21 protein-coding genes are annotated in these 24,503 nt (G+C 41.9%); 14 read left to right on the plus strand and 7 right to left on the minus strand.

What is annotated here, in order from left to right; genetic code table 11:
- The first annotated feature begins 2 nt into the window (after nt 1-2).
- Nucleotides 3-683, plus strand: coding sequence for a DevA family ABC transporter ATP-binding protein (locus tag WKK05_RS22595; RefSeq protein ID WP_341525315.1), 681 nt, complete (start codon nt 3-5; stop codon nt 681-683).
- A 327-nt stretch (nt 684-1,010) separates the two neighbouring features.
- Nucleotides 1,011-1,322 carry a hypothetical protein gene (locus WKK05_RS22600; RefSeq protein ID WP_341525316.1) on the plus strand — a complete coding sequence of 104 codons (312 nt, stop codon included), beginning with the start codon at nt 1,011-1,013 and terminating at the stop codon, nt 1,320-1,322.
- A gap of 145 nt (nt 1,323-1,467) precedes the next feature.
- Here WKK05_RS22600 and WKK05_RS22605 read toward each other — a convergent pair whose 3' ends face one another.
- Complete coding sequence (locus tag WKK05_RS22605) at nt 1,468-2,241, minus strand: glucosamine-6-phosphate deaminase (protein ID WP_341531160.1); 774 nt, start codon at nt 2,239-2,241, stop codon at nt 1,468-1,470.
- Nucleotides 2,242-2,492: 251 nt separating this feature from the next.
- On the opposite strand from WKK05_RS22605, the gene WKK05_RS22610 reads away from it, so the two are divergent.
- From WKK05_RS22610 to WKK05_RS22630, 5 genes are all read left to right on the plus strand, one after another.
- Nucleotides 2,493-3,176 (plus strand): HAD-IA family hydrolase, encoded by a 684-nt coding sequence (locus tag WKK05_RS22610; RefSeq protein ID WP_341525317.1) that lies wholly within the window; start codon nt 2,493-2,495, stop codon nt 3,174-3,176.
- An 890-nt stretch (nt 3,177-4,066) separates the two neighbouring features.
- Nucleotides 4,067-4,897 (plus strand): phytoene/squalene synthase family protein, encoded by an 831-nt coding sequence (locus tag WKK05_RS22615; RefSeq protein WP_341525318.1) that lies wholly within the window; start codon nt 4,067-4,069, stop codon nt 4,895-4,897.
- Between the two features lie 119 nt (nt 4,898-5,016).
- A complete protein-coding gene (gene hpnJ / locus WKK05_RS22620) occupies nt 5,017-6,450 on the plus strand; it encodes a hopanoid biosynthesis associated radical SAM protein HpnJ (RefSeq protein WP_341525319.1) in 1,434 nt (477 codons plus the stop codon).
- A 312-nt stretch (nt 6,451-6,762) separates the two neighbouring features.
- Complete coding sequence (locus WKK05_RS22625; RefSeq protein WP_341525320.1) at nt 6,763-7,053, plus strand: DUF1778 domain-containing protein; 291 nt, start codon at nt 6,763-6,765, stop codon at nt 7,051-7,053.
- Nucleotides 7,054-7,578, plus strand: coding sequence for a GNAT family N-acetyltransferase (locus WKK05_RS22630; protein WP_341525321.1), 525 nt, complete (start codon nt 7,054-7,056; stop codon nt 7,576-7,578).
- 28 nt (nt 7,579-7,606) lie between these two features.
- Here WKK05_RS22630 and WKK05_RS22635 read toward each other — a convergent pair whose 3' ends face one another.
- Nucleotides 7,607-7,978, minus strand: coding sequence for a DUF2237 domain-containing protein (locus WKK05_RS22635; protein WP_341525322.1), 372 nt, complete (start codon nt 7,976-7,978; stop codon nt 7,607-7,609).
- Between the two features lie 206 nt (nt 7,979-8,184).
- Between WKK05_RS22635 and WKK05_RS22640 the strand changes: the two genes are divergently transcribed.
- Nucleotides 8,185-8,976 carry a DUF3891 family protein gene (locus WKK05_RS22640; protein ID WP_341531161.1) on the plus strand — a complete coding sequence of 264 codons (792 nt, stop codon included), beginning with the start codon at nt 8,185-8,187 and terminating at the stop codon, nt 8,974-8,976.
- Between the two features lie 204 nt (nt 8,977-9,180).
- Here the strand turns inward: WKK05_RS22640 and WKK05_RS22645 are convergent, their stop codons facing one another.
- Nucleotides 9,181-10,815 (minus strand): cyclic peptide export ABC transporter, encoded by a 1,635-nt coding sequence (locus tag WKK05_RS22645; RefSeq protein ID WP_341525323.1) that lies wholly within the window; start codon nt 10,813-10,815, stop codon nt 9,181-9,183.
- 172 nt (nt 10,816-10,987) lie between these two features.
- On the opposite strand from WKK05_RS22645, the gene hpnI reads away from it, so the two are divergent.
- Entirely contained in the window at nt 10,988-12,181 is a 1,194-nt protein-coding gene (hpnI, locus tag WKK05_RS22650; RefSeq protein ID WP_341525324.1) for a bacteriohopanetetrol glucosamine biosynthesis glycosyltransferase HpnI, read from the plus strand.
- A 15-nt stretch (nt 12,182-12,196) separates the two neighbouring features.
- Entirely contained in the window at nt 12,197-13,870 is a 1,674-nt protein-coding gene (locus WKK05_RS22655; RefSeq protein WP_341525325.1) for a B12-binding domain-containing radical SAM protein, read from the plus strand.
- 208 nt (nt 13,871-14,078) lie between these two features.
- On the opposite strand, the gene WKK05_RS22660 is transcribed toward WKK05_RS22655, so the two are convergent.
- The 4 genes from WKK05_RS22660 to WKK05_RS22675 all read right to left on the minus strand — a co-directional run bounded on the left by WKK05_RS22660 (nt 14,079) and on the right by WKK05_RS22675 (nt 19,736).
- The gene (locus WKK05_RS22660) at nt 14,079-14,441 is read right to left on the minus strand and encodes a hypothetical protein (protein WP_341525326.1); all 363 of its coding nucleotides are present in this window, start codon (nt 14,439-14,441) and stop codon (nt 14,079-14,081) included.
- Between the two features lie 461 nt (nt 14,442-14,902).
- Complete coding sequence (gene hpnH / locus WKK05_RS22665; RefSeq protein WP_341525327.1) at nt 14,903-15,919, minus strand: adenosyl-hopene transferase HpnH; 1,017 nt, start codon at nt 15,917-15,919, stop codon at nt 14,903-14,905.
- 74 nt (nt 15,920-15,993) lie between these two features.
- The gene (gene hpnA, locus WKK05_RS22670) at nt 15,994-17,004 is read right to left on the minus strand and encodes a hopanoid-associated sugar epimerase (RefSeq protein ID WP_341525328.1); all 1,011 of its coding nucleotides are present in this window, start codon (nt 17,002-17,004) and stop codon (nt 15,994-15,996) included.
- Nucleotides 17,004-19,736 (minus strand): efflux RND transporter permease subunit, encoded by a 2,733-nt coding sequence (locus tag WKK05_RS22675; protein ID WP_341525329.1) that lies wholly within the window; start codon nt 19,734-19,736, stop codon nt 17,004-17,006. Before WKK05_RS22675 ends, hpnA begins: the two co-directional genes overlap by 1 nt.
- A 606-nt stretch (nt 19,737-20,342) precedes the next feature.
- On the opposite strand from WKK05_RS22675, the gene WKK05_RS22680 reads away from it, so the two are divergent.
- The 4 genes from WKK05_RS22680 to WKK05_RS22695 all read left to right on the plus strand — a co-directional run bounded on the left by WKK05_RS22680 (nt 20,343) and on the right by WKK05_RS22695 (nt 24,475).
- Nucleotides 20,343-21,209 carry a ferritin-like domain-containing protein gene (locus WKK05_RS22680; protein WP_341525330.1) on the plus strand — a complete coding sequence of 289 codons (867 nt, stop codon included), beginning with the start codon at nt 20,343-20,345 and terminating at the stop codon, nt 21,207-21,209.
- Between the two features lie 96 nt (nt 21,210-21,305).
- Entirely contained in the window at nt 21,306-22,013 is a 708-nt protein-coding gene (locus tag WKK05_RS22685; RefSeq protein WP_341531162.1) for a phosphorylase, read from the plus strand.
- 231 nt (nt 22,014-22,244) lie between these two features.
- Nucleotides 22,245-23,483: a tetratricopeptide repeat protein gene (locus WKK05_RS22690; protein ID WP_341525331.1), complete on the plus strand. Its 1,239-nt coding sequence runs from the start codon at nt 22,245-22,247 to the stop codon at nt 23,481-23,483.
- Nucleotides 23,483-24,475: a tetratricopeptide repeat protein gene (locus WKK05_RS22695; protein WP_341525332.1), complete on the plus strand. Its 993-nt coding sequence runs from the start codon at nt 23,483-23,485 to the stop codon at nt 24,473-24,475. Before WKK05_RS22690 ends, WKK05_RS22695 begins: the two co-directional genes overlap by 1 nt.
- Nucleotides 24,476-24,503: the final 28 nt, after the last annotated feature.

Genomic DNA, 24,503 nt, shown 5'->3' on the forward strand with positions numbered 1-24,503 from the left:
ATATGAAAAGTAATTTCATTGTAAGCATAAAAAATCTCAATCAATACTTTGGCGAAAAAAAGTTGCGAAGTCAGATACTGTTTGATATTAATCTTACAATCAAACATGGAGAAATTGTAATTATGACTGGGCCATCAGGCTCAGGAAAAACCACTTTACTGACTTTGATTGGTGGGTTACGTTCTGTTCAAGAGGGAAGCCTTAAATTTATAGGGCAGGAACTTTATGGTTCCAGTAATGAGCAATTAGTGCGAGTACGTCGCCATATCGGCTATATTTTTCAAGCTCATAACTTACTAGATTTCTTAACAGCTCGACAGAATGTTCAAATGTCGCTTGAATTACACAAAAATATTTCTGAAAAGCAAGCTCGTAGCCAATCAGAAGCTATGCTCGATACTGTTAAATTAGGAAATCGAATTAATTACTATCCGCCTGATCTTTCAGGAGGGCAAAAGCAACGAGTAGCCATTGCCCGTGCTTTAGTAAGTCATCCCAAATTGGTATTAGCTGACGAACCTACTGCTGCTTTAGATAGTAAGTCAGGGCGAGATGTCGTTAATCTAATGCAGAAGTTGGCTAAAGAACAGAATTGTGCAAGTTTAATAGTAACTCACGACAACCGAATTTTAGATGTTGCAGATCGGATAATTCGCATGGAAGATGGTCGGCTGATCAATTGAAGAAGGCTGCCTCAATGAAAAAATAATGTTCTCTGCACACTTTTTCAAGTCATGAATCAAAGATAAATCTAAAAAAATATTCCTTAAGTCTCAAGTAGGACATATCTAGAGTATGAAGTAATGATTTACCAGATGATTGAGAATATAGGAAGAATAGCAGGGCTTTCTTAACAGGTGGCTGTGAGCAAACACTTATCAGCAGCTTTCAAGTAATTGAACTACAGCAGTTCTACCTCAAGCATAGTTTAGAAATGCAAAATTGCTGTATTTACCAAAGGCATCTACTCAGTAACCAGTAACTATACATACATTCCTACTTTCATGAGTATGGTAAAAGATTTAATTTTTTGTCTGCAAGAAGCAGCTTTATATTTTATCTCTAAAAAACCTTGGACACCTAAACAACCTTCTGAATGTTTTGTGAATCCTCCCTGCGGATGTGCAAATCCAGGGCAAGACCTTAAATGTGAAGAATGTCCCCATCTTGAGGCTTGCTTATCTAGTTTCAAGCTCCAGGAAAGCGGTGGTTGTAACATAGCATATATTCCTGACATACCGACTTTACAACTAACTAATTCTGGTAATAAATATGAGACTATTGCTGAAGTAGAAATTAGAGAAAAAAGCAAAAGTTACTAAGAAAGAATTCAGGTGGTCGCACCTCGGCTGCGCTCGGCGACCACCGAGCGCAGCCGAGGTGAGTCAGAAACCAGAAGTCTTTAATAGCTAGGGAATTCCAACCCACTACTAATTGGATTCTGAATTCTGACTTGTGATTTCTTCTTCAAGACAGTAAACTTGCAGAATTCACATCTAAAAATAATGTTGCTTGGGGTTGTTGGCGCAGAATCGAAGCTGGACAATCTGCGCTTACCGTCCCCTGTAACATCTCTTTCACTACGTTAGCTTTACGTTTATCTGGTGCAAGACAGAGAATTTTTTTTGCTGCACAAATCGTTGGAATAGTAACAGTAAAAGCATATTGTGGCACAGTTTCTAAATTCGGAAACTGACCTGTGTTTACTTGTTGCTGACGATTTACTGTATCTAGTTTCACTAGTTTCACACTGTAAGGATCGTGAAAATTAGCTACAGAAGGATCATTAAAAGCCAAATGCCCATTTTCACCAACACCAAGACAGCATAAGTCAATTGGTTGTGCTTGCAGTAGTTTGGCGTAGCGATCGCATTCTGCCATAGGTTGCAATGAATCACCTTCTATATAGTGAAATTCTTTAGGAACAATCCGTTTCTCTACAAGTTCTCGCATATAGCGCCGAAAACTAGCAGGATGGTCAGCTGTAATTCCTAAATATTCGTCCAGATGGAACAAGGTAATTCGTGACCAATCTACGCCGCCCAATGTAATCAAAGCATTGAGAAATTTGAGTTGGGAGTTACCTGTTGCTAACAATACAGCAGCTGAATTTTGTTGCTTGAGAACGGACTGTAAATACTTTTGTGCAGTTTCGGCAACGTTCTGCGCCATTTCGACTTCAGAGTTATAAATCTGCACCAGTAAATTATCAACACGAAAAAAATTTGTAGCGGCTAGCATTTGCTTACACAGAAGGTTATCAATGCAGTAGAGACGTTGCATTGCAACGTCTCTACTTTTTTAATTGGTATAACTTGAGGAGCAGTACTTGTCTGCTCAAACACTCGTTATTCATCATAAATTTCAGGATTAAGCAACTCCCATTATAGTTTTTTGTCCTGATTGACAAAGAAACAGCCTTTAAAGAGAACAAAAGAATGTAAACTATTGAAAGATTTATTGACAATTCTTTATATTCTAGCCAAAAAATTATGCTGGTAGCAATTCTCTTTGACCTAGACGGCACTATTGTCAACACTGACCCTATACACTACCGAGCTTGGCAGGAAATGCTGTTAAATTACAGCATAGAAATTGATGAAACATTCTATAAATCCCGGATTAGTGGGCGGTTAAATCCAGAAATTGTCAAAGACATCCTCCCACAATTATCGTCAGCAGAAGGGGAAATTTTTGCAGATGAAAAAGAGGCGCTTTTTCGCAAACTCGCCCCACACCTCAAACCACTGAATGGATTTTTGGAGCTACTAGCATGGACAGATGCACATCATCTAAATCGCGCATTGGTAACTAATGCACCTAGATTAAATGCAGAATTTATGCTAAAAGTTTTGGGAATAAAAGAAGCTTTCTCAACAATTGTTTTAGCGGATGATTGCATAGCAGGTAAACCCGACCCCGCACCTTACCAAGTTGCTCTAAACAAGTTGGGCATTTCAGCAGACCAAGCCATTGCTTTAGAAGACTCGCCTTCTGGAATTCGTGCTGCTGTTGGCGCTGGTATCCGCACCATTGGTATCGCCTCCACCCATAATCCACAAGTTTTATTGGAAGTCGGCGCATTTATGGCAATTCCAGATTTTACGGACTTGCAGTTATGGACATTACTAAACTCACTCCTAGAGCAGACTTACGCACACTCCACAGATTCTTAGCGTTCTATGCACGCCAGTAGAGACGCACAGTCCAGATGTAGATGTGCGTCCTTAACCATGTACTTGACGTGGAGAGATTGTGATCAAAAATGATGGCTCAAACTTGATATTACAAGAATCAAAGAATATTCTTGACAAAAAATTAAATATATGGATTTGATTAAGTCTATCGAAGTGATCAAAGTTTACCAATGACTATGCCGCGATTCGATTTACCCCGCTTCTTGGGCGATCGCTTGTATTCTTTCGACTAATATGATTTTCTGAGTAAAGAATACTTTGCTTAAAGTGTATGAACCATCACGGAGCAGAATTGATGCCAGGAGCAGTTTTTTATTCGAGAATGTTTATAGCGTGAATATACGGGAACTAGTTCTTATAGCTTGTCGTCACTAGCGATCGTATCAGTATGTAACTTGTGGAATCTAACCTCAGCTTTTTGACAAGTTGTTATTCCTCTTTACTAGGTGGTAAAGTTGCCGTTATCCCCACTTAGCTTTTACTAAATTGTTCCTATAGATACAATAATTTTAATTTACTAGTCAGCTTAACGCAGACTTCAAATAACTTCGACAGAGTTAATTGGAAATTCTCTAATGGCAAAATTTAAAGGAAACGGAAGAAAAATCAGCATAATTGATTGTATTCAACGTAAAACGCCAAAATAGCTATCTCAAAACGGAGTCCAGACGTTTTTGCAACCAAAACCCTATATACTAGACTTGACTTTGTTAAAATTGAGAGTTTTGTTAATTGTGATACCAAAAACTATTAATATTTAGATGAAATTCTAGCTTATCTCAGTTTTTAAGGTTTAGTAAAAACTATATCCAGTATCATCAATAAACTGGGAACTTATGTGGTGTAAAAATCAAGAGGGGAGTGAACACATGGATTTACGTAGAGATGCATTGCAAATCCTCAAAGAAACTAGCCGCACATTTTACATACCAATTAGTATTTTACCGTCAGGATTGCAAGAAGCTGTTGCATCGGCATATCTGTGTATGCGTGCCATTGATGAAATTGAAGATCATCCAGAGCTAGATAACCCTACTAAAACAAAGCTGTTACGAGCAATTAGCTTAACATTACAGGCTGGCGTTGATGGCTTTGCAGTAGATGCTTTCGCAGCAGGATTTAGTGGATATGAGGATACCTTAGCAGAGGTGACTATTGGGATTCGAGAATGGTTGTTACTGGCTCCTGAGACCATTGCACCTCGGATTTGGGATGCTACTGCGGCAATGGCTGACCGGATGGCTGACTGGGCAGAAAAAAACTGGAAAATTGAAACAGAATCTGATTTAGATCGTTATACGTTTGGGGTGGCAGGTGCGGTGGGCTTATTGCTCTCGGATTTATGGACTTGGTACGATGGTACACAAACCAACCGTACTCAGGCAATTGGGTTCGGTCGGGGCTTACAAGCAGTTAATATCCTGCGTAACCACGGTGAAGATTTAAAGCGTGGCGTAGACTTCTTCCCAGAGGGTTGGAGTGCAAGTGATATGCAAGAGTATGCACGGCGCAATCTATCCCTAGCAACAGCTTACACCAACTCACTGCCTACTGGCCCAGCCTTAGACTTTTGTCAAATTCCCTTAACCTTGGCTCACGGAACCCTGGATGCCCTTGCTAATGGCAAAGAAAAACTCAGTCGTAGTGATGTCGTTGCAATTATCGAACAACTAATTGATGTGAACCTGAAAGCCAGCTAGAGATGGGGGCAGGGGAGCAGGGGGGACAAGGGAAATTATTTGATGCCCAATGACAAATACTTCGACTTCGCTCAGTACAAGTGACCAATGACAAATAACAACTAAAGGAGAGATATTCAGTGAAGAAAACCTTGTTCCTTAATCCTCCTTCCTTTGATGGATTTGACGGGGGTGCGGGTTCGCGATACCAAGCCAAGCGGGAAATTACTTCCTTTTGGTATCCTACATGGTTGGCGCAACCTGCTGCGTTAGTGCCAGGAAGCAAGCTAGTAGATGCGCCTCCACATGGTCAGACTATCGAAGATGTGCTGAAAATTGCTAAAGATTACGAATTAGTGGTCATGCATACTAGCACACCTTCACTAGCTAATGATGTCAAGTGTGCTGAGGCAATCAAAGCCGCGAACCCAGATGTGCAGATTGGCTTCGTTGGGGCGCACGTCGCAGTATTACCGGAAGAAACGCTAGGAAATAACTCAGTTATCGACTTCGTATGTCGCAACGAATTTGACTATACCTGCAAGGAACTAGCTGAAGGTAAACCTTGGGAAGAAATCAAAGGTCTGAGTTACCGTGACCAAAACTCTCACATCCGCCACAATGAGGAACGCCCACTGATTCATGACTGGGATGCTATGCCTAGTGTCTTACCAGTTTACGGGCGTGACCTAGACATCAGTAAATATTTTATCGGCTATCTACAACATCCTTACATTTCCTTTTACACTGGACGCGGGTGTCCGGCAAAATGCACCTTCTGTTTATGGCCGCAGACAATTGGCGGTCATCTGTATCGCCACAAAAGCCCCGAAGCTGTGGGACGCGAGATGGAAGAAGCAAAAGCTATCTTTGGCGACCAAGTGCGGGAATATATGTTTGATGATGATACTTTTACCATTGATAAGCATCGAGCGATCGCCATCAGCGAACATATGAAGCGGCTCAACCTTACTTGGAGTTGCAACGCCCGCGCCAACTTAGATTATGACACACTCAAGCAACTGCGAGACAACGGTTTAAGATTGCTGCTTGTCGGTTTTGAATCTGGTAACCAGGACATTCTTAACCGTATCAAAAAAGGCATCAAGCTAGAAGTGGCGCGGGAATTTATGAAAAACTGCCACAAACTTGGTATTACCGTCCACGGTACTTTTATCATTGGTCTACCGGTTGAAACCCAGGAAACTGTAGAAGAGACAATTCGCTTTGCTTGCGAACTGAGTCCGCATACAATCCAAGTCTCAATTGCTGCGCCTTATCCTGGCACAGAACTTTATGAACAGGCCAAGGTCAATGGCTGGTTTACAGACCAAGCTTTAGTTGCTACCTCTGGTATTCAAACCTCGACATTGCAATATCCCACTCTTTCCAGTGCGGAAATTGAGGACGCAGTTGAGCGAATGTACCGTAAATTCTACTTCCGTCCCAAAGCAATTATCCCAATTGTGCGCGAGATGTTAACTGACCGACAAATGTTAGTTCGTCGTCTACGCGAGGGTGGCGAGTTCTTCTCTTATCTTAAAGAACGCCGCACCCAAGCTGCTGCACACTGAGGCTAGGCAAAAAATCAAAAACGCTTGTGGTATTAAAGCTAAAAGCAGCTACCACAAGTGTTACAAGTACTAATGCTGCTCACTACTGTTTCTCAGGACTAGCTAGTCAACAAACACTAAATATAAATACCTAATTGACAAAAAGAAGTAATGTAATTATATTATTTGTAAGGCTAAATGCCGTACAAACATAGTTAAATTTGTTTAACATTGCGAAAACAGTAGTAATTCGCAGTGAATAAGTAACTTTAAGACTTCAAAATCATTACACTTCTACCAACACCAATTATTCTATTTGTAGTAGAGGCTATTATGACTTCCCCAGTGGTTAAAGGCTCCAAAGCTGAACGTTTGGAAGCTCGTATCACTAAAGAACAAAAAGAATTGTTCCAGCGTGCTGCTGATATTCAGGGGCGAACACTAACAGATTTTGTTATTAGTAGCGTTTTGAACGCTGCCACACAAGTTATTCATGAACATGAAACAATGATCTTAACTCAGCAAGATCAAGAGGCTTTTGTTTCAGCATTGCTCAATCCACCAGAACCCAGTGCAAAATTACGGTCTGCCGCCAAACATTATAAGCAAAAAATGGGTCTATAAGTGACACTCTCTGACAAATCCGATGCTTTTGATGATTATTTAATAGAGCCGCTGGACAAACAAGACCGAGCGGCTTTTTGTTGCGGAGTCGAGCCACTAGATCGTTATTTAAAACAACAAGCTGGACAAGATGCCCGTAAGCGGATGGCAGCACCCTTTGTTTTAATCGAAAAAAGTTCTAGTGCTGTTGTTGGGTATTACACCTTGTCTGCGACTAGTATCTTATTTGATGAACTACCAAATGAAATAACTAAGAAATTTCCAAGATATCCAAATGTTCCTGCAACCCTTCTAGGACGATTAGCAGTTGACCAAAAATATCGAGGAAAAAGCTTAGGAGAAAGGCTTTTAATGGATGCGCTACATCGCAGTTTCCAAAATGAGATAGCTACAATAGCTGTAGTAGTTGATGCTAAAGATGATCAAGCTCGTTCGTTTTACGAGCATTTTGATTTTATTCAATTTCCTAATTTCCCCTATCGATTGTTTCTTTTAATGGATACTATCGCCAAACTTTTTGAATAAATACCTTGGTAAAGGCATTGACAAATTATCAATTTGGGATGACTGCGTGTTGTTTCAAATCCTCCAGAGAACAGACTTCCAAAGCTCTGGCATGAGTGGCCAATAGGTCTACAGGTGGAGCAACACCAGCATCAAGAGCTTCTTGCCAACGTGCAGCGCACAAACACCAGCGATCGCCTGCCTTTAATCCTGGAAAATTAAACTGTGGGACAGGTGTGCTTAGGTCGTTTCCTTGTGATTTAGTAAACTCTAAAAATTCTGCTGTCACTTGGGCGCAAACAACGTGCATCCCAAAATCCTGACCGCCTGTATTACAAAATCCGTCGCGGTAATATCCAGTCATGGGAGAAGTACAGCAACTCTCCAAATTTGTGCCTAGTACGTTTTCAGCTTCTGCCATTTTCAATTCCTTATGGTTTTAGTTTCTATATCAAGGGGTGAGAAGTAGTCTACGCGATTAGTAAGAACTTTATACCAAATGCTATGGATTTTGGTCTAATAGTAGAGGCGCACTGATTATCTATAACTCTAACTTGTAAATTAGGTTTTGAATTTCTAAATCAAGTTTTGAAATTTAGACCTATAAAAATATTTGCCTTTTTTGTCATGCTACATCGCTCATCAAAACAGGGACTGATTTGTATTACCCAACCAAACCACGCTTGGCTTTCAGGACAATTGGCACAAGCTTGGGGTAATGAATACTTTGGTGAATTTACCCCCAGAGTTGAAGTTTGTCTTGGTGCAGAACAACATGATATAGGTTGGCTTTTATGGGAACAAGAACCCACTCTCAACCTGCAAACTGGCTATCCCCATCATTTTACGGAACTGTCAACTCAAGTACATATAGATATCTGGTCAAATGCTAAAAAACTAGCACTTTCTTTAGGTAGGTATGTAACACTACTTGTTTCACTTCATGGAACCGGATTGTATGAAAGATTTACTAGCTGGCAGAATTCAGAAACTTCTACTCAACTTGTGCAAGACTTTTTAAAACGCGAGTACGCCTTTCAAGAACAACTTATTGCGATTCTGAAAGATGATGAATATTATGCTCCTTACGTAATACCTGATGTTATCCAGCGCAATAGAAAACTGGTAGCAACATGGGATACACTTTCAATACTTTTGTGTCAAGGATTTGGTGATGAACGACAGGTTAGTGACGTACCGACAGTTGATAGTGAAACTGTATTAAAGTTGGCTTTGGTAAAAAATGAAGATAACCATCAGCAAGTAACAATATCTCCCTGGCCATTTCAGGAAAGTAAGGTGAATTTAGTATATGAAGGAAGGCTTTTACCGCAGCCATTTAATGATGAAACAGAAATGCGAAAGGCTTTAAATAGTAATTGTTGGGAAACTCTCACTACTACCTTAATACCAAACTAATTCGTAATTGCTTTTTTATTTGTAAGATAATTGTAAAAAGTAAATTATCAAGCTGTGTTACGCAATTATAATCAGCTCACCAACATTTAACACTAAAAGTTAAAATCATTGGTGCGTTAAGCCAAAGGCTAACGCACCCTACAAAAACACTTAATTACGAATTTAGCGAGTATTCAAGCGTCATTACGAATTACGAATTACGAATTACGAATTAGTATGATATTGCTTGTCATACTCAACTTTGCCATATTCCAATTTCACTATCCTGTCTGCTAGATGAAAATAGCGATCATCATGGCTAATTACTAGTACTGTTTTACCGCGATCGCGTAATTCGGTTAATAGCTGAGTGTAAAATACTTCTTTAAATATTGGATCTTGGTCAGCTGCCCATTCATCAAATAGATAAATTGGACGGTCTTCTAAATAGGCTGTTAACAAAGCTAATCGTTTTCGCTGTCCTTGAGAAAGAGCAGTTGTAGAAAGTTTACCATTTTCAACTTTCACCTTATGGTCTAACTGGAGTTGCTTAAGATATTTTGTAGCTCGAATATCTAAGTTTTTATTTTCTAAACCTAAAAGTTCCTCAAATAAATAAAAGTCAGAGAAAACTACCGAAAAATGCTGACGATACCACTCTCGGTTCTGTTCGCTAATTACTTCTCCATCTAATAAAATTTCTCCACTTTCAGGAATATATAGTCCTGTAATTAGTTTAGCTAGGCTGGATTTCCCGCTGCCATTGCCACCGACGATAAATACTATTTCTTGGGGATATAGTGTTAGGTCAATTGGGCCGAGAATAAAATTGTTGTCTTCTTGATCTGTGTAGTAAACGTGGGTAACACCCTTGAATTGTAATTTGTACCAAGAAGACTCAGAGATAGGTGGAACTGTTGATAATTCGGCTCGATTAGCTAAAGATAAACCTAGTGATTCTATTTTTTGTAAAGCTATGCTGGCTTTGCTGAATAGAGGAAGTTTGCTGATGATGTTGTTCATCGGCAATACCAAGTAAGTGAAGGTCAAGATATAGCCAGACAAAGTTTGCGGGTTAAGAGTCAGGATATTAGGCAGCCCAAACAGTACAAAACCCAGCGCAAAAAAGAATACAAGTTGACCCCAGCTGGAAGTTATGGCAAAAAAGGTCAGACCGCCAACGTTGTGACGACGGAAGGTAGTAGCAGTTGATTGCAGTTTTTCTTCTAAGAAAATTTGACGCCGCCTGTAGTGTAGCTTGAGTTCCTTGATTCCTTGAGTGATAGTGCCTAAATGCTTAAATAGCTGATCTTCATCTTCACGAGCTAAGGCTAGCAATTTCTCACCTCTATGCAACAACCATTGACAACTACCGATTGCCACCACCGTCAAACCAATAAGCATCGCTAGTACTAGCCAGGATAGCCAAGTTATGTATACCAAGCAACCAAGAACAATTGCCAAATCAATGCACAAAGAAGGCATCTGAAAAACAGCATTGGCGACTGCCTGCACATCCTCTGTCAAGGTTGCCAATAGCCGAGAATTGCCTAATTGTTCCAGATGGCTTAACTCTGAAGAGAGAATTTGCTGACTTAAGCGCATCCGCAATTTCAACACGGCATCTTGAGATAGTCGAATCAGCATCACTTGTGAAATGATGCTAGTGATGAGTGCAACTATAGTCAGCCCCGCAAAACCCAAAACTATCAACGTCAGGCGCTGACTGCCGCTATAACTCCCAGCAACACTGATCAAAGCAATCAAACTAGCGCTACTGCCACCACTCAGGAATCCAGCGACGATCGCAATCGCCAACATCCCCCAAGAAGAACGTATAAGAAAATAAATTAGGTTCATAATTGCGAGCAAACAAATTGAATGGATTCTAAGGGGTGTGGGAGCAGTTTAGATAATATTATTTTCACAGAGAACATACATAAAGTGAGTATTTTTCCCTAAGTTAAGGTGAAATATCTATCCAGCAGCAATTAACCAATTAGTATGACTAGTTAGGGATGGAAATAGAGTAATGGAAATTTTTGACTTTGGTTCTTTCAATACTTATATTTATTTGCTGCTGTTACTCCTGTCTCTATCAGCAGTCTGGTTTTATGCCTACGGGATTCATGCAGCGATCGCCTTTTTAAATCATCCAAATTTCATTGATCCCGATTTTCATCCAGCTATTACTATTTTGAAGCCAATTTGCGGGCTTGATGATGAAGCTTACGAAAATTTTGCTTCTTTCTGCCGCCAAGATTATCCGCAGTACGAAATTATCTTTAGTGTTCGCGATGCCAATGATCCAGGCATAGCAGTAGTGCAGCAGATTATCCAAGACTTTCCACAGTTGGATTTGCAATTGGTAATTAGCGAACACACAATTGGTAATAATTTCAAAGTTTGCAATTTGGCAAACGGAGAATCCAAAGCTAAATATTCCATCTTGCTGTTGGCAGATAGCGATGTTCGAGTCGGCCCAGACTACTTACAACAAGTTATCCAGCCTATGCATGATCCTCTTGTCGGAGTCGTTACCTGCCTTTACCGTCCTTTGACACAAGGGTGGGTAGCAAATCTGGAAGCAATTGGTATTTCAACTGAGTATCTGGCTGGGGTTTTAGTTGCCAATAAGTTGCAGAAAATTGAGTTTGCTTTGGGGCCGACTATTGCCATCCGCAAAACTGCACTGGAAGCAATCGGTGGATTTCCAGCTATTGCTGACTATTTAGCAGATGATTATCAACTTGGCTATCAGCCCGCCCAAGCAGGGTATAAAGTAGTGCTTTCAGATTATGTGATCGACCATGCGATCGCCACAACTAGTTTCACGGATTTAATTCAGCGACAGACACGTTGGTTTCTCTGTACGCGAGTTTCCCGCCCTTGGGGTTATTTAGGACTGATTTTCACCTATGGCACAATTACTAGCCTGTTATTCCTCATGACTACGGGAGGGTCAATTTTCGGCTGGGGTGTATTAGTTATTACCTGGATAATGCGGTTACTCATGGGCTGGTTCGTTGGAGTCAAAATTCTTAACGATGCGGTTGCCCAAAAACTACTTTGGCTCATCCCTGTACGCGACTTGATCAGCTTTTTTCTTTGGTGTTATTGCTTGGTTGGCAACACATTTGAATGGCGAGGGCGGCTTCTAAAGTTAACAAAAGAAGGTAAAGTGAAGCCAATAACAGCTGATGCTGCCAGGGTAATGTCAACTTAACTACTGAGAATTACGATGACTGATACTGTGAAGTCTTTCGAAAACCCGATTCCTGTAGGAGAAACTTTACAACCATCTGCTACTACCGAGAAAACAAGCTACGTTCCCCGTCATCATCGACGTATACTGTGCATTTTTCCCAGGTACAGCCGTTCGTTTGGCACTTTTCACCACGCCTATCCACTCATGGGTGGTGTTAAGGCTTTTATGCCTCCTCAAGGGATTTTAATCGTGGCTTCCTATTTACCAAAAGAGTGGGAAGTCCGTTTTATTGATGAAAATGTGCGATCGGCAACCAGGGTTGATTATCAATGGGCAGATGTGGTGATTGTCAGTGGAATGCATATCCAAAAACCACAGATTAATCAAATAAATGAACTTGCCCATCGTGAAGGCAAAATTACAGTGGTGGGTGGGCCTTCTGTGTCTGGTTGTCCGGAATATTATCCGGAATTTGACATTTTGCATCTCGGTGAATTGGGAGATGCAACCGACAGCATGATTGCATATTTAGACGAACACAGTACACGTCCCCAAAAGCAAATTCGCTTTGAAACCAAGGAACGTTTACCGTTGAGCCAGTTTCCGATTCCCGCTTATGATTTGCTAAATCTCAATCAATATTTTCTTGCCAACGTACAATTTTCCAGTGGTTGCCCTTACAGTTGCGAGTTTTGTGATATTCCTGAACTTTATGGGCGTAATCCCCGCCTCAAGACACCAGAGCAAGTTTTAGCTGAATTGGATGCAATGCTGGCATCTGGCAATCCGGGAGCAGTGTATTTTGTAGATGATAACTTTGTAGGCGATCGCCGCGCCGCCATGAAATTGCTGCCTCACTTAATAGATTGGCAAAAGCGCAATGGCTACCCCGTCCAATTCGCCTGTGAAGCTACACTCAATCTAGCTCAGAGTCCTAAGCTTTTGGCAATGATGCGCGAAGCTTATTTTTGTACAGTTTTCTGTGGGATTGAAACGCCGGAAACTGATGCTCTGCAAGCTATTTCTAAAACTCACAACTTGAGTATGCCGATTTTAGAAGCAATCAAAGTTTTAAATAGTTATGGCATGGAAGTTGTATCAGGAATCATCATCGGACTAGATACAGATACGCCAGAAACCGCAGACCGAATTCTGGAATTTATTCGTCTGTCTCAGATTCCTATGTTGACAATTAATCTGCTTCATGCGTTACCTAGAACACCGTTATGGCGCAGATTAGAGCTAGAAGGACGGTTAGTATCAGATGAAAATCGTGAATCAAATATTGACTTTTTAATGCCTTATGAAAAGGTAGTAGAAATGTGGCGTCGCTGCATCACGACTGCCTACGAACCAGAATTTTTATATCAACGATTCGCCTACAACATCGAGCATACTTACCGCAATCGGATTGCAGTTCCTAACAGTCCAGCCCGCACTTCTTGGGCTAATATCCGCAAAGGATTAGCCCTTTTAGCTAATATTTTGCTAAAAGTTGGTGTTTTGAGTAAGTATCGCAAAACCTTCTGGAAAATGGCTAAACCAGCACTCAAAGCAGGCGATATTGAAAGCGTGATCCATATTGGATTAATCGGACATCATCTAATTAAGTTCGCGACTGAATGCGCTGAAGGTGAAGAATCTGCTTCGTTCTACTCTCAAAAAGTACGGGATAGTAATCAGAAGAGTAAAGTCGCGTCTGCTTGAGTATTTATCTTTTTCACGCAGAGGAGCCAGTGACGTTACCCCCCAACCCCCCTTATAAAGGTGGGTTTTAAGAGACTATTGCCCCCATGTACAAGCTACGGTGTACACACAAGTCAAATTACCCCCCTTAATCCCCCCTTATAAAGAGGAAATCCAGTTCCCTCCCCTTTGCAAGGGGAGGGTTAGGGTGGGGTAAAACCCAGATTTATCAAGCAATAGCCTCTTGCTTAGGCTTTCGCACCGGACGCTTGCGATCGCTTCGACGAACGCCTCCTGCCATTTTGTACTCATCGCTATTCTTACCATACCTTGCAGCTACACTGAGTAACATATGTTCTGTTAGTTCCATCAGCGACTTTTCGGTAACTTCTAAGGCTTCCTGAGTCATATCCACAGTGGAAAGGCTTGAGTTATAAGCTTCCAACTTGTCTTGTGTTGTTTTGATGAGAGCTGCAAAGGAGTCAATTGTTACCCCATTCCCTAAGTCTAAGCTGGGACTAATCGATTTCAAAGCCGCAATCCGACGCTGCGCTCTATCAATTACTTTAGACCCGCGTTTTAGACGTGACATAAATCACCTTTCTTTTATTAATAATGCGCCAGGATAAAAACTGACTTCTACCCTGGACTGTACAGCATTAGGATAAACAGAATCAGGGTTACTTGACACCCGCATTATTCAGTATAAATTGACTTATATATTACAAATGTATTAATTTTTTTACGTAAATTTTTGTAGATTGCCCGAATTCAATAAACGGCTACCCGAATTCAATAAACGACTACCCGAATTCAATAAACGACTACCCGAATTCAATAAATGACTACCCAAATTCAATAAATGACTACCCGAATTCAATAAATGACTACCCGAATTCAATAAACGGCTACCCGAATTCAATAAACGGCTACCCGAATTCAATCAACGACTGCCCGAATATTAAACGCAGTGGCTCCCCTTGGAAAGGCTATATTAAAAAACCCAACTCTCTAAACAAATCAGTTAGAGTGTTGGGTTTGTGCAAACTAAGCCTATTTCCCAAAGACGCTACTAAGGGCGCGTGCCATATTTTGGGGTTGCATCGCATCCATTGCGGCTGTGGGTTCGTAGCCGCAGTGAACCATACAATCAGCACACTTGGGATTACCACTAGCGCGGCCGTATTTACTCCAATCAGTTTCTGCTAGCAATTGCTTAAAGCTGGTGTAATAACCTTCATTCAATAAATAGCAAGGTTTTTGCCAACCAAGAACGCTATAACTAGGGCTACCCCAAGGTGTACATTCATAATCCTTTTCACCAGTGAGAAAATCTAGGAACAGTGGATTGTGGTTAAAGTTCCAATTTTTCTCTCCTTTTCGGAAGGGAGCTAAAATTTCCCGGAAGAGGGAGCGTGTCTGTTCGCGCTGGAGAAAATGGTCTTGATCTGGGGCCCACTCATAGCTGTAACCAGGGGAAATCATCATGCCATCAATGTTGAGACTGGCTAGAAAGTCAAAGAAATCTTGCATTTCTTTGGGATCAGCACCGTCAAAAATAGTGGTGTTAGTAGTGACACGAAATCCTTTGGCTTTAGCGGCGCGAATAGCTTTGACAGCAATATCAAAAACGCCTTTGCGATCAACACACTGATCGTGCAACTCTCGCATTCCATCTAGATGGACGCTGAAAGTTAAGTAAGGAGAAGGTTGAAACTTATCCAGGCTTTTTTCTAACAACAAACCATTGGTGCATAAGTAAACATACTTCTTACGCTCAACTAATCCCCGAACAATTTCATCAATTTGGGGATGTAACAATGGTTCGCCCCCAGGTATCGAGACTACAGGTGCGCCACACTCTTCCACCGCTGCGAAGCACTGTTCTGGGGTGAGATTTTGCTTGAGTACTTCTACTGGATGCTGGATTTTACCACAGCCTGTACAAGCTAGATTGCACCGAAAAAGCGGTTCCAACATCAATACTAGAGGGAAGCGTTTACGTCCTTTGAAACGTTGCGTAACTAGATACTTCCCGATATCCATAGCTTGCTGTAGATTAATCGCCATTGTTCCGATCGCTCCTGATATTAACAAAACACCACTTTCCAAAACCCCAGATTTATCTGTAAGGCTTTTAAGTTTTAATTTTTAATTTTGAATTCCCCAAAGGGGTTGACATAACCTTTAGAAACAAACCAGTCCACAGCATCCTTAATTGCTGCTTTTAAGGAAGATTGAGGTAAACCCAACTCTCGTACTGCCTTTGAGGAATCGTAGTACATTGGTTGTTTCGCCATCCGCACACCATCTAGAGGTACTGAAGGCGATTTACCCAATGGTGCGAGAATCTTCTCATCAACCCAAGCAACACTCAACGGTAACCAAGCAGGGACAGTGCGTTGGGGTGCTTCTAGACCGGTGAGATCGGCGAGTTCTTCTAGCAATTGCTTCAGCGTCAAGTTTTGGTGACCTAAAATATAGCGATCGCCTGACTTCCCGTGCTGCAACGCTAGTAAATGTCCCCATGCCACATCCCGCACATCGATAAAATTTAGTCCAGTATCCAAGTATACGGGCATTTGTCGCCGCAAAAATCGCAGGATAATATCACCTGTCGGAGTCGGCTTGATATCTAACGGCCCAATCGGGCTACTGGGATTGACTATAACTACTTCTTGTCCTGTAGCAGCTGCTTGTATAGCTTCTTGTTCAGCGAGAAACTTAGACTTTTTGTAGTCACCCACCAACTTCTCTAAAGGACTTTGATGAGTTTCGTCTACAACTTCACCAGATGCTCCTACTCCGATCGCAGCTACGGAACTGGTGTAGACAGTGCGCTCAATTCCGGCTTTTTGGGCTGCTGCTAGTATATTGCGCGTACCCAGGACATTGTTAAGGTAGAGTAACTCTCGGTCTCTTTGCCATAAAGAATAGTGAGCCGCCACATGAAACAAGTATTGGCAACCCGTCATCTGTTGCCAGAGATTGGGGTCATTCAAGTCCCCTTTGACAATTTCTACTTCCAAACCGCGTAAATTGTCCAAATTGCTACTAGAACGCACCAACGCCTTAACTGCGTATCCCTGTTGCAGCAACAATCGCACCAAATGTGCGCCAATAAAACCCGTTCCCCCCGTCACAAAAACTTGCATTAACTTTTCCCCTGCTCTCCTGCTCCCCGGTCACTGAGCGTAGCCGAAGTGCTGCCCTTCTTCTTAAACCGGGGAAACCAATCATCTAAAATGGCGTACACAACAGGCACGACAATTAAGCTGAGGATAGTTGAAGTTACAAGACCACCAGCAATAGCTACAGCCATAGGCGATCGCAATTCCGAACCAGCACCTAAACCTAAAGCGATCGGTAGCATCCCAATAATCGTCGCGGCAGTCGTCATCATAATTGGTCTAAGGCGTACTGGCCCAGCCTTGAGGATTGCCTCTGTCCGGTCTAAACCAGAATTTCGGAGTTGATTGATGTAATCCACAAGTAAGATGGCATTTTTATTTGCTAGTCCTAATAAAAAGACAAAGCCAATCAGCGAAATCATGCCAAAGTCGCTTTCAGTAACGAGTAGTGCCAGCATTGCCCCCACAAGTGCCAAGGGCAAAGAAACACCAATCACTATCGGGTCTACCCAGCTTTTGAACAGCAAAATCAGTACCACGACAATACATAGAGCCGATAACGCTAAAGTACTACCGAAACTAGCAAACACCTCAACCAACTGGGCAGAGTCTCCTCCCAGGTCTAAAGTAACGCCAGGAGGTAATACCGCCTTAGCTTCAGCTACCACTTTGTCTGTGGCATCACCCAAAGACAAATCCTGACCGAGGTTAGCACCGATATAAGCTACCCGCTGATTGTTTAGACGTTCAATTTGAAAAACTGTGCCTTGTTGATTCGCTGTACCTGTAACTGTGACATCAGCGAATCCCGGTATTTTTTCTATGCGCTCTTTAATTGCCTTAGCTGATGCGCTCAAAGCTTCAAGATCATTACCACGCAGTGACACTTGCAAAGGTTTTTGGCCGCCAGTGTCAACAAACTGAATATCTTCGATACTGGTACTCACGCCTGAAAGCTTGGGTAAAGAGGTGCGGAGTTGGTCTTGTACTTCCCCCGTTTTGATGTTGCGGTCTTCTTTTAGCTTGACATAGAGCGTTCCTTTATTCGGCTCACCTTCACGAGAACCAACGGTAGTAAACACAGTTTCGACCGCTGGTGATTTTCTTACCACCGCTTCCAGTTTCTTCGCCACCTCCAAAGAATCATTTAAGGGATTGGGGATTGAAATGGAGGGAGAAATTCCTGCTTGTGCGGCCTGTGCTGCTTGTCTTTGCAAAGTTGCCTGATCAGGGATATTTGGCAAAGGAGCTGTGTAAGCAATATTGAATTCACCCCGATCTAATTTAGGAATAAACCCTTTGGGAATTAGGGGAATCAGGGCTATACCCGCGATGAAACTGAGGATGGCTAACCCAATGACTATCCGCCGATGCCTCAAAGACCAGCCTAGTAAATTTCTGTAAGATTGGGTAAAAGCTAGCCCTATATTCCCTTCTCGCCGAGGAGAACGGGAGGATTTAGGTTTTAACCAATAGATAGCTAAGACTGGTGATAAAGTCCTAGCAACCAGCATAGAAGCAAGCATTGCTGCTGAAACAGTAATACCAAAAGGTTTGAAGAATTGACCAATTACCCCACCCATTAAACCTATAGGTAGAAAAACCGCTACTGCTGTCAACGTAGCAGCAGTTACCGTCAGTCCAATCTCATTCGTAGCTAAAAGCGCCGCTTGGCGGGGACTTTCCCCATCTTCGATGTGCCGCATGATGTTTTCCACATCAACGATCGCATCATCAACAATACTGCCAATTACCAAAGCCAGTGCTAACAGCGTAATTGTTTCTAAATTGAAGCCGTAAATCGCCATGACGATAAACGTCGCCACAAGTGATGTGGGAATCGCTAGGGCGGAAATCAAGGTGGCTCGCCAACTCCACAAAAAAGGAAAGATGACCACAATAGACAACACGATCGCTTCTATTAGAGCATCTATAGTTGATTGGGTTGCTTGACGGATATATTCTGCCTGAGTTGCAGCTAAGGTGAGTTTGACATCCTTGAGGGTAGACCTCAATCTCTGGACTTCTTTCTCAACTCGACTTACAACTTCCAAGGTGTTGGCACTACCACGTTTAATCACCTGAAATGCCAGCGCATCTTGCCCGTTAAACCGTACTAAAGTAGCTCCGGCTTGCGGGAGAACTGCTGCACTTGTATTAGCAGCCTGCAAGGTAGGAGATGCACTAGGAACACCCAGCAGTGAGACTTTGAGAACTCCAGGCAGTTTTGCGATCGTACTCACAATTTGGTCTTGAGCCACTTTCGTGAGATCCGTAAGACTTCGCGAGTTACTCTCAATGGCATAGCTAATTGCAGCTGACTCGTTCAAGTTCAAGGGAATTGTTTTATAAGTTGTTCCCTCAGTCAGCTTTAACTGCTTAAGTTGAGTTTCAACATTACGGGTTGATGTTTCTAGATTTGTACCGACCACGAAAGACAAGCTAACGGCAGCCTGACCAGGATAAGTTGATGAGCGGATATCCTCAAGCCCTTCTAAGGAGCGCAGGCGTTGTTCTAGTGGTTTAGTAAGCTTGGTCTCTGTATCCAAAGCACTTGTCAGTGGGGCTGTGGCATTTACCACTACCACTGGAAAGGTAATATCTGGAAACAAAGCATACTTGAGGGAACTGAAAGCAAGAATACCAGCTACCGTCACGGCAATCCAAAAACTCACCGTCAGCCACGAAAAATCAATCGCCCATTTGGAAATATTAAAGCGTTCTCTTGCGGATTTTGTGCTGTTAGGCTTTACCATCTTGGAAAATTAACGTGCGGTTGACTGAGAGTAGGGCAAGGTCCAGGGTGCAGGTGGTCGCTGAGCGTACTTGTGCTGAGCGCAGTCGAAGTAGCAGAGGTGGGGCAGGGAGTAGGGGGCAGGGAGAAAGAAGAATTACTTTCTCATCTCCTCCAGTCCCCAGCGATGCACTGAGCTTGTCGAAGTGTCCCCAGTCCTAAATTACGAATTACGAATTACGAATTACGAATTAGTCTGTCTCTGTATCCTTTTATTTGACACAATTATTAGTCATGCTACAGTAATCGCCTAAAGTTTGCGAGTTTTAGTTACCAGTGAAAAGCAATCTTATCTAATTGCCTTATCAAATAAAGCATAAAGGATAAAGCATGAAGCATATATACCCTGCGATGGCAGTCCATCGGTAGAGATGCAGGATACTCTCGTAGTACCCTAGTTACCGATGGTAGATCCTAGTGTTTTTACTTCGTGTCTTAGTGTCTTCTCTGCGAGACGCTAACACGAATGTGATTGAACAAATTTATTCTGAACTACAAAGATCCTAAAACACAAAGGTTCGTCCTTGATCTGTCCGAGCTTTTAAGTAAAAGGGATGGCATTTCACTCATGAAACTTGGCTCTGTTGAACACAAAGAATTATTCTGTCGTAGCTTTATGGAAAGTTATCGGGAATACGAGCCTGAGTATCTCCCGTGGCCTAAGTTGGATAATACTGCCCTAAGTCTCCTACGAAGTATTCCTTTCTGGGAGAAGGCGATGGATATGGAACGAGAAGCTGGCGCGTTGGTGAGTGGTTACGCAGCAACAGTAAGCGATCCTGTGTTGCAAGAAGCGATCGCTCTCCAAGGTAGAGAAGAATCGCGTCACGCCTGTCTGCTCAACACATTAGTTAATCGCTATAGCATCGAAATTCAAGAACGCCCCTCCGTTCAGATTCCCCAGAATATCGAGCCAGCTTTTACAAGCTTTGGCTTTGGAGAATGCCTAGATTCATTTTTTGCTTTTGGGCTATTTGCCATCGCCCGTGAAGCTGGCATATTTCCAGAGCAAATTTTTACTATCTTTGATCCCATCTTAGACGAAGAAGCACGCCATATTGTGTTCTTTGTCAACTGGTTCACATATATGCAAGTTCATCGTGGACAGGGATTTCTCCCACTGCGAGGCGTAAAAACTCTCTGGCACTATAGCAAGGCACTCAGCACTCTGGTTGCAACCTTTGGTAATTCCGATTCTGACGGAACTGGCTTCACCGCCACTAGTGCAGGTGTCTTTACTCAAGATTTGACACTAGAAAAGTTTTTCACAGTTTGCTTGCAAGAAAACAAACACCGGATGAGCAAGTACGATTCCCGGCTGCTACAACCGCGATTAATTCCCAGACTCAGCAATATTGCCCTCCGTACCCTCCAGCTAATACCTAAACGCAAGCCGCAAGCAAGGGATTGGGGATTGGGAACTGGTGACTGGTGACTAGTGACTGGGAGTAGGGGAGAATAATTAATGCCCCATGACGCCACTTGCTCCACTTGGGCAAAGCCCAAGACCGCGGTGGCTCCCCCATACCCCATGTTCATCACAATTCTAGTACCTCAAGGTTCTGAGTATAAAGCTGTGTGTCGCGGCTTAAGTCGAGTTACTGGCACAACTCCGACTGTTTTACCAATACCAGTTGGTATGGAGCCAGTAACGAAATATTTGCAAAAATGGCACAGTGAGAATAAGCACTACTTAAATCAGCCACAAGCAAGAGTGTTAATTATGGGTCTTTGTGGCAGTTTGAACAGTCGCTATGCTGTTGGCGAGATTGTGCTTTATCAGGGTTGTATTTATCAGGGCAATTTCCAGGAATGTAATCGCACTTTCACTGCACAAATTCAATCCAAAATTTCAGAAAATGTGTCACTTGTCAAGGCATTAACAAGCGATCGCGTCATTTCCTCGGCTGCTGAAAAACGTCATCTGGGTGAGACGTTGAGTACTGATGTTGTCGACATGGAAGGATTTGCAGCCTTAGAGTTTTTCCAGACAACTGGGATTGCAGTGGCAATGCTCAGGGTAGTAAGCGACGACTGCAACCATGATATCCCTGATTTGTCAATAGCAATTAATTCAGAAGGTGTGCTTCAACCTTTACCACTTGCGATCGGACTGCTTCGCCAGCCTATCGCTGCTACTCGACTAATTCGAGGTTCGTTGAAAGGGCTAAAAGTTTTGCAGCAAGTAACAAATTTACTGTTTTCTGAGTATAGGCTTGAATCACACCAAATTCGTTAATTCCTAAATGAGTCTTTGATACTCACTCACGAGTATCAAAGACTCGCTATTCTAAATAAAACGGTATTTAATTAGTAAGTTTTGTTGCATTTAAGGCATAAGTAGTCTCTATATATTTAAGGAGTATAAGGCGTAAAAAATTATTAACTGATTCCGACGAAATTATGTATATCTCCTAATATCAAAATACAAGTAACCGAACAAATACGAGTAAATACTATTAAAATTTCAGTGTTAGATGAGACTATTGAACTTTATGAAAAGGAACTGACTTTACTTGAGGATATTTCTGATGCAGTAGAAGCACAGATTTTAAGGGTTCTGATTGCTCGCGATCAAGTTCATCTGGAATTAACTAAGGCAACTCCGATATCAGCGGAAAAGCTGCTGAAAATTATTGAGCTTGATACTCGCTTAAAAGAACAAGCTACTCGGATTAATCAATTAGTGCAGCTAGCCCAATGGCGCACTTGTCTGAATGTGTCAACAGAACACTGGTGGTGGTTTATAGAATCTCCGAAGCATCAGTTAGACGCTTTAGACTGGCTTTGGAATGGACTGACAGTTATTTCGCTGACTGCTTCTGTAAGTTTAGTAATAGATATATCCACTCGTTTTCTGAGTGGTGGGCCGGGTTTAGTTGGTTCGTTTGCTGTAATTACTCAAAGCTTACTAACACTGCTAACTGCTGGGAGTGTACTAACCGAAGCAGGACGTAAAGGAGTTGAGGAAGTTATTTCAAAGTTCGGGGTCAAAACCTATCTCTGGCAAGAAACTAAATTTGGTTTATCAGCATTACTTTTACTCGGTTTAATTGGGTTTAAAGCTGCACTTCCCGGAATTTCTAACTATCTCAATCAAGAGGGTTGGAAAAACTATATAACTTCCCAATGGGATAATGCGATTTCTGATTACGAACGAGCAATTAGTCTCGACCCAGATAATGCAGAAGCTCACCGTAATTTAGGACTTATTTATGAAAATTTACAAGATTTAGAAAAAGCGCAAACTGAGTACAGGTTAGCAATACAAGGAAATTTAAGTGTTGCATATAATAGTCTAGCTCGGTTGTATTTGCTAAAGAAAAAACCAACCGAAGCTGTATCTTTGCTACAGCAATCTCGGAATAATTTACCAAAAGAAGATAAGTTAGTTAACTACAACTGGTACAAAAATTTTGCTTGGTCAAGATTTCAGCAAGAACGCTACGACGATGCTACGGTTTACCTTGAACAAGCTATCGCCATTCAGGAAACACTTCCTAGCAATTATGACAAGGATGGTGCAGCTAATTGTTTACTTGCCCAAATTTTTGAGAAAAATAATACTCAGAAAAAGAGAAACACCCAGTGGCTGGAAAAAGCAAACACACAATGGAATGTATGTTCACGAATTGGCAATAATCGTTTACCTGAAGTAGATGAGTGGAAAGCAAAAGCAGATCAAATTTTAAAATTAAGAGGCAAATAATGGCACAAGATAAAGTCAAAATTACTGCTGTGAGTGGCAATGTAGAAATAAAACTAAACGGTCAGAATAATTGGAACAGAGTGTTACGACCTAGAACGCTCAATCTGGGTGATGTTCTTAGAAGACAGCAAGGTTCTACTATCACAATTGACTGTGGCAATCAGACATCTGGGTTTTTACCTGCTAATGGACAACAAAAGGGTTTAGATGATATATGTCCGGGACTACGACCTCCAATGAATCTTGACATTAGTGCCATCCCTGACATTATCAGCCCGCGTAGTAGTAGGATTCTTACTAATCAGCCGCTACTACGTTGGTACGCACCCACCAATGCTAATAGTTTCAAAGTCTCAATCATAGGTGAAGAATTAAATTGGACAACAGAAGTTAGCCGAGAACAAGTTTGTCAAGGTGATATCGCTGAACTTGTTTATCCAGGTAAACCGCCATTGCAACCTGGTGTTAGCTACAAGTTGATAATTGAGACTGATATTGGCAAGTCATCTGAAGAGATTAGTGTACCGGAACTAGGATTTAAGCTGATTGATCAACAGACAGCTATAAAAGTGCAAAAAAATATCCAGGAGATTGAGCAACAAAACTTACCTGCTAGAGACAAGGCTTTAAAACTAGCTGATATATATAGTGAAAATCTTTTATTTCCAGAAGCGATCGCTACTCTAACAGCTTTAGTACCAAAGGAAAAGAACCCTACTGTTTTGCGTCAACTTGGCGACCTTTATCGCTGGATTGAACTACCTCTAAAAGCCCAGAAGCAGTACCAAGAGGCAGTAACAACAGCAGAAGCAGTTCAGAATCAGTCAGAACTAGCAGCCGCACAGGAAGGATTAGGAAAAGTTAGCTTAACTCTGCACAAAAAGGAAGAAGCACAGCGTTGGCTAGAGGCAGCTAAAGCAACATATGCTGAATTGGGAAATACAGATAGAGTTAGTTACTTAAAGCAAAGACTAAATGAAGTAGCAGAATAGATTTAATTTTTCAGCGGATAAGGGGACA

Source organism: Nostoc sp. UHCC 0302 (genome assembly GCF_038096175.1).
Lineage (GTDB): Bacteria > Cyanobacteriota > Cyanobacteriia > Cyanobacteriales > Nostocaceae > UHCC-0302.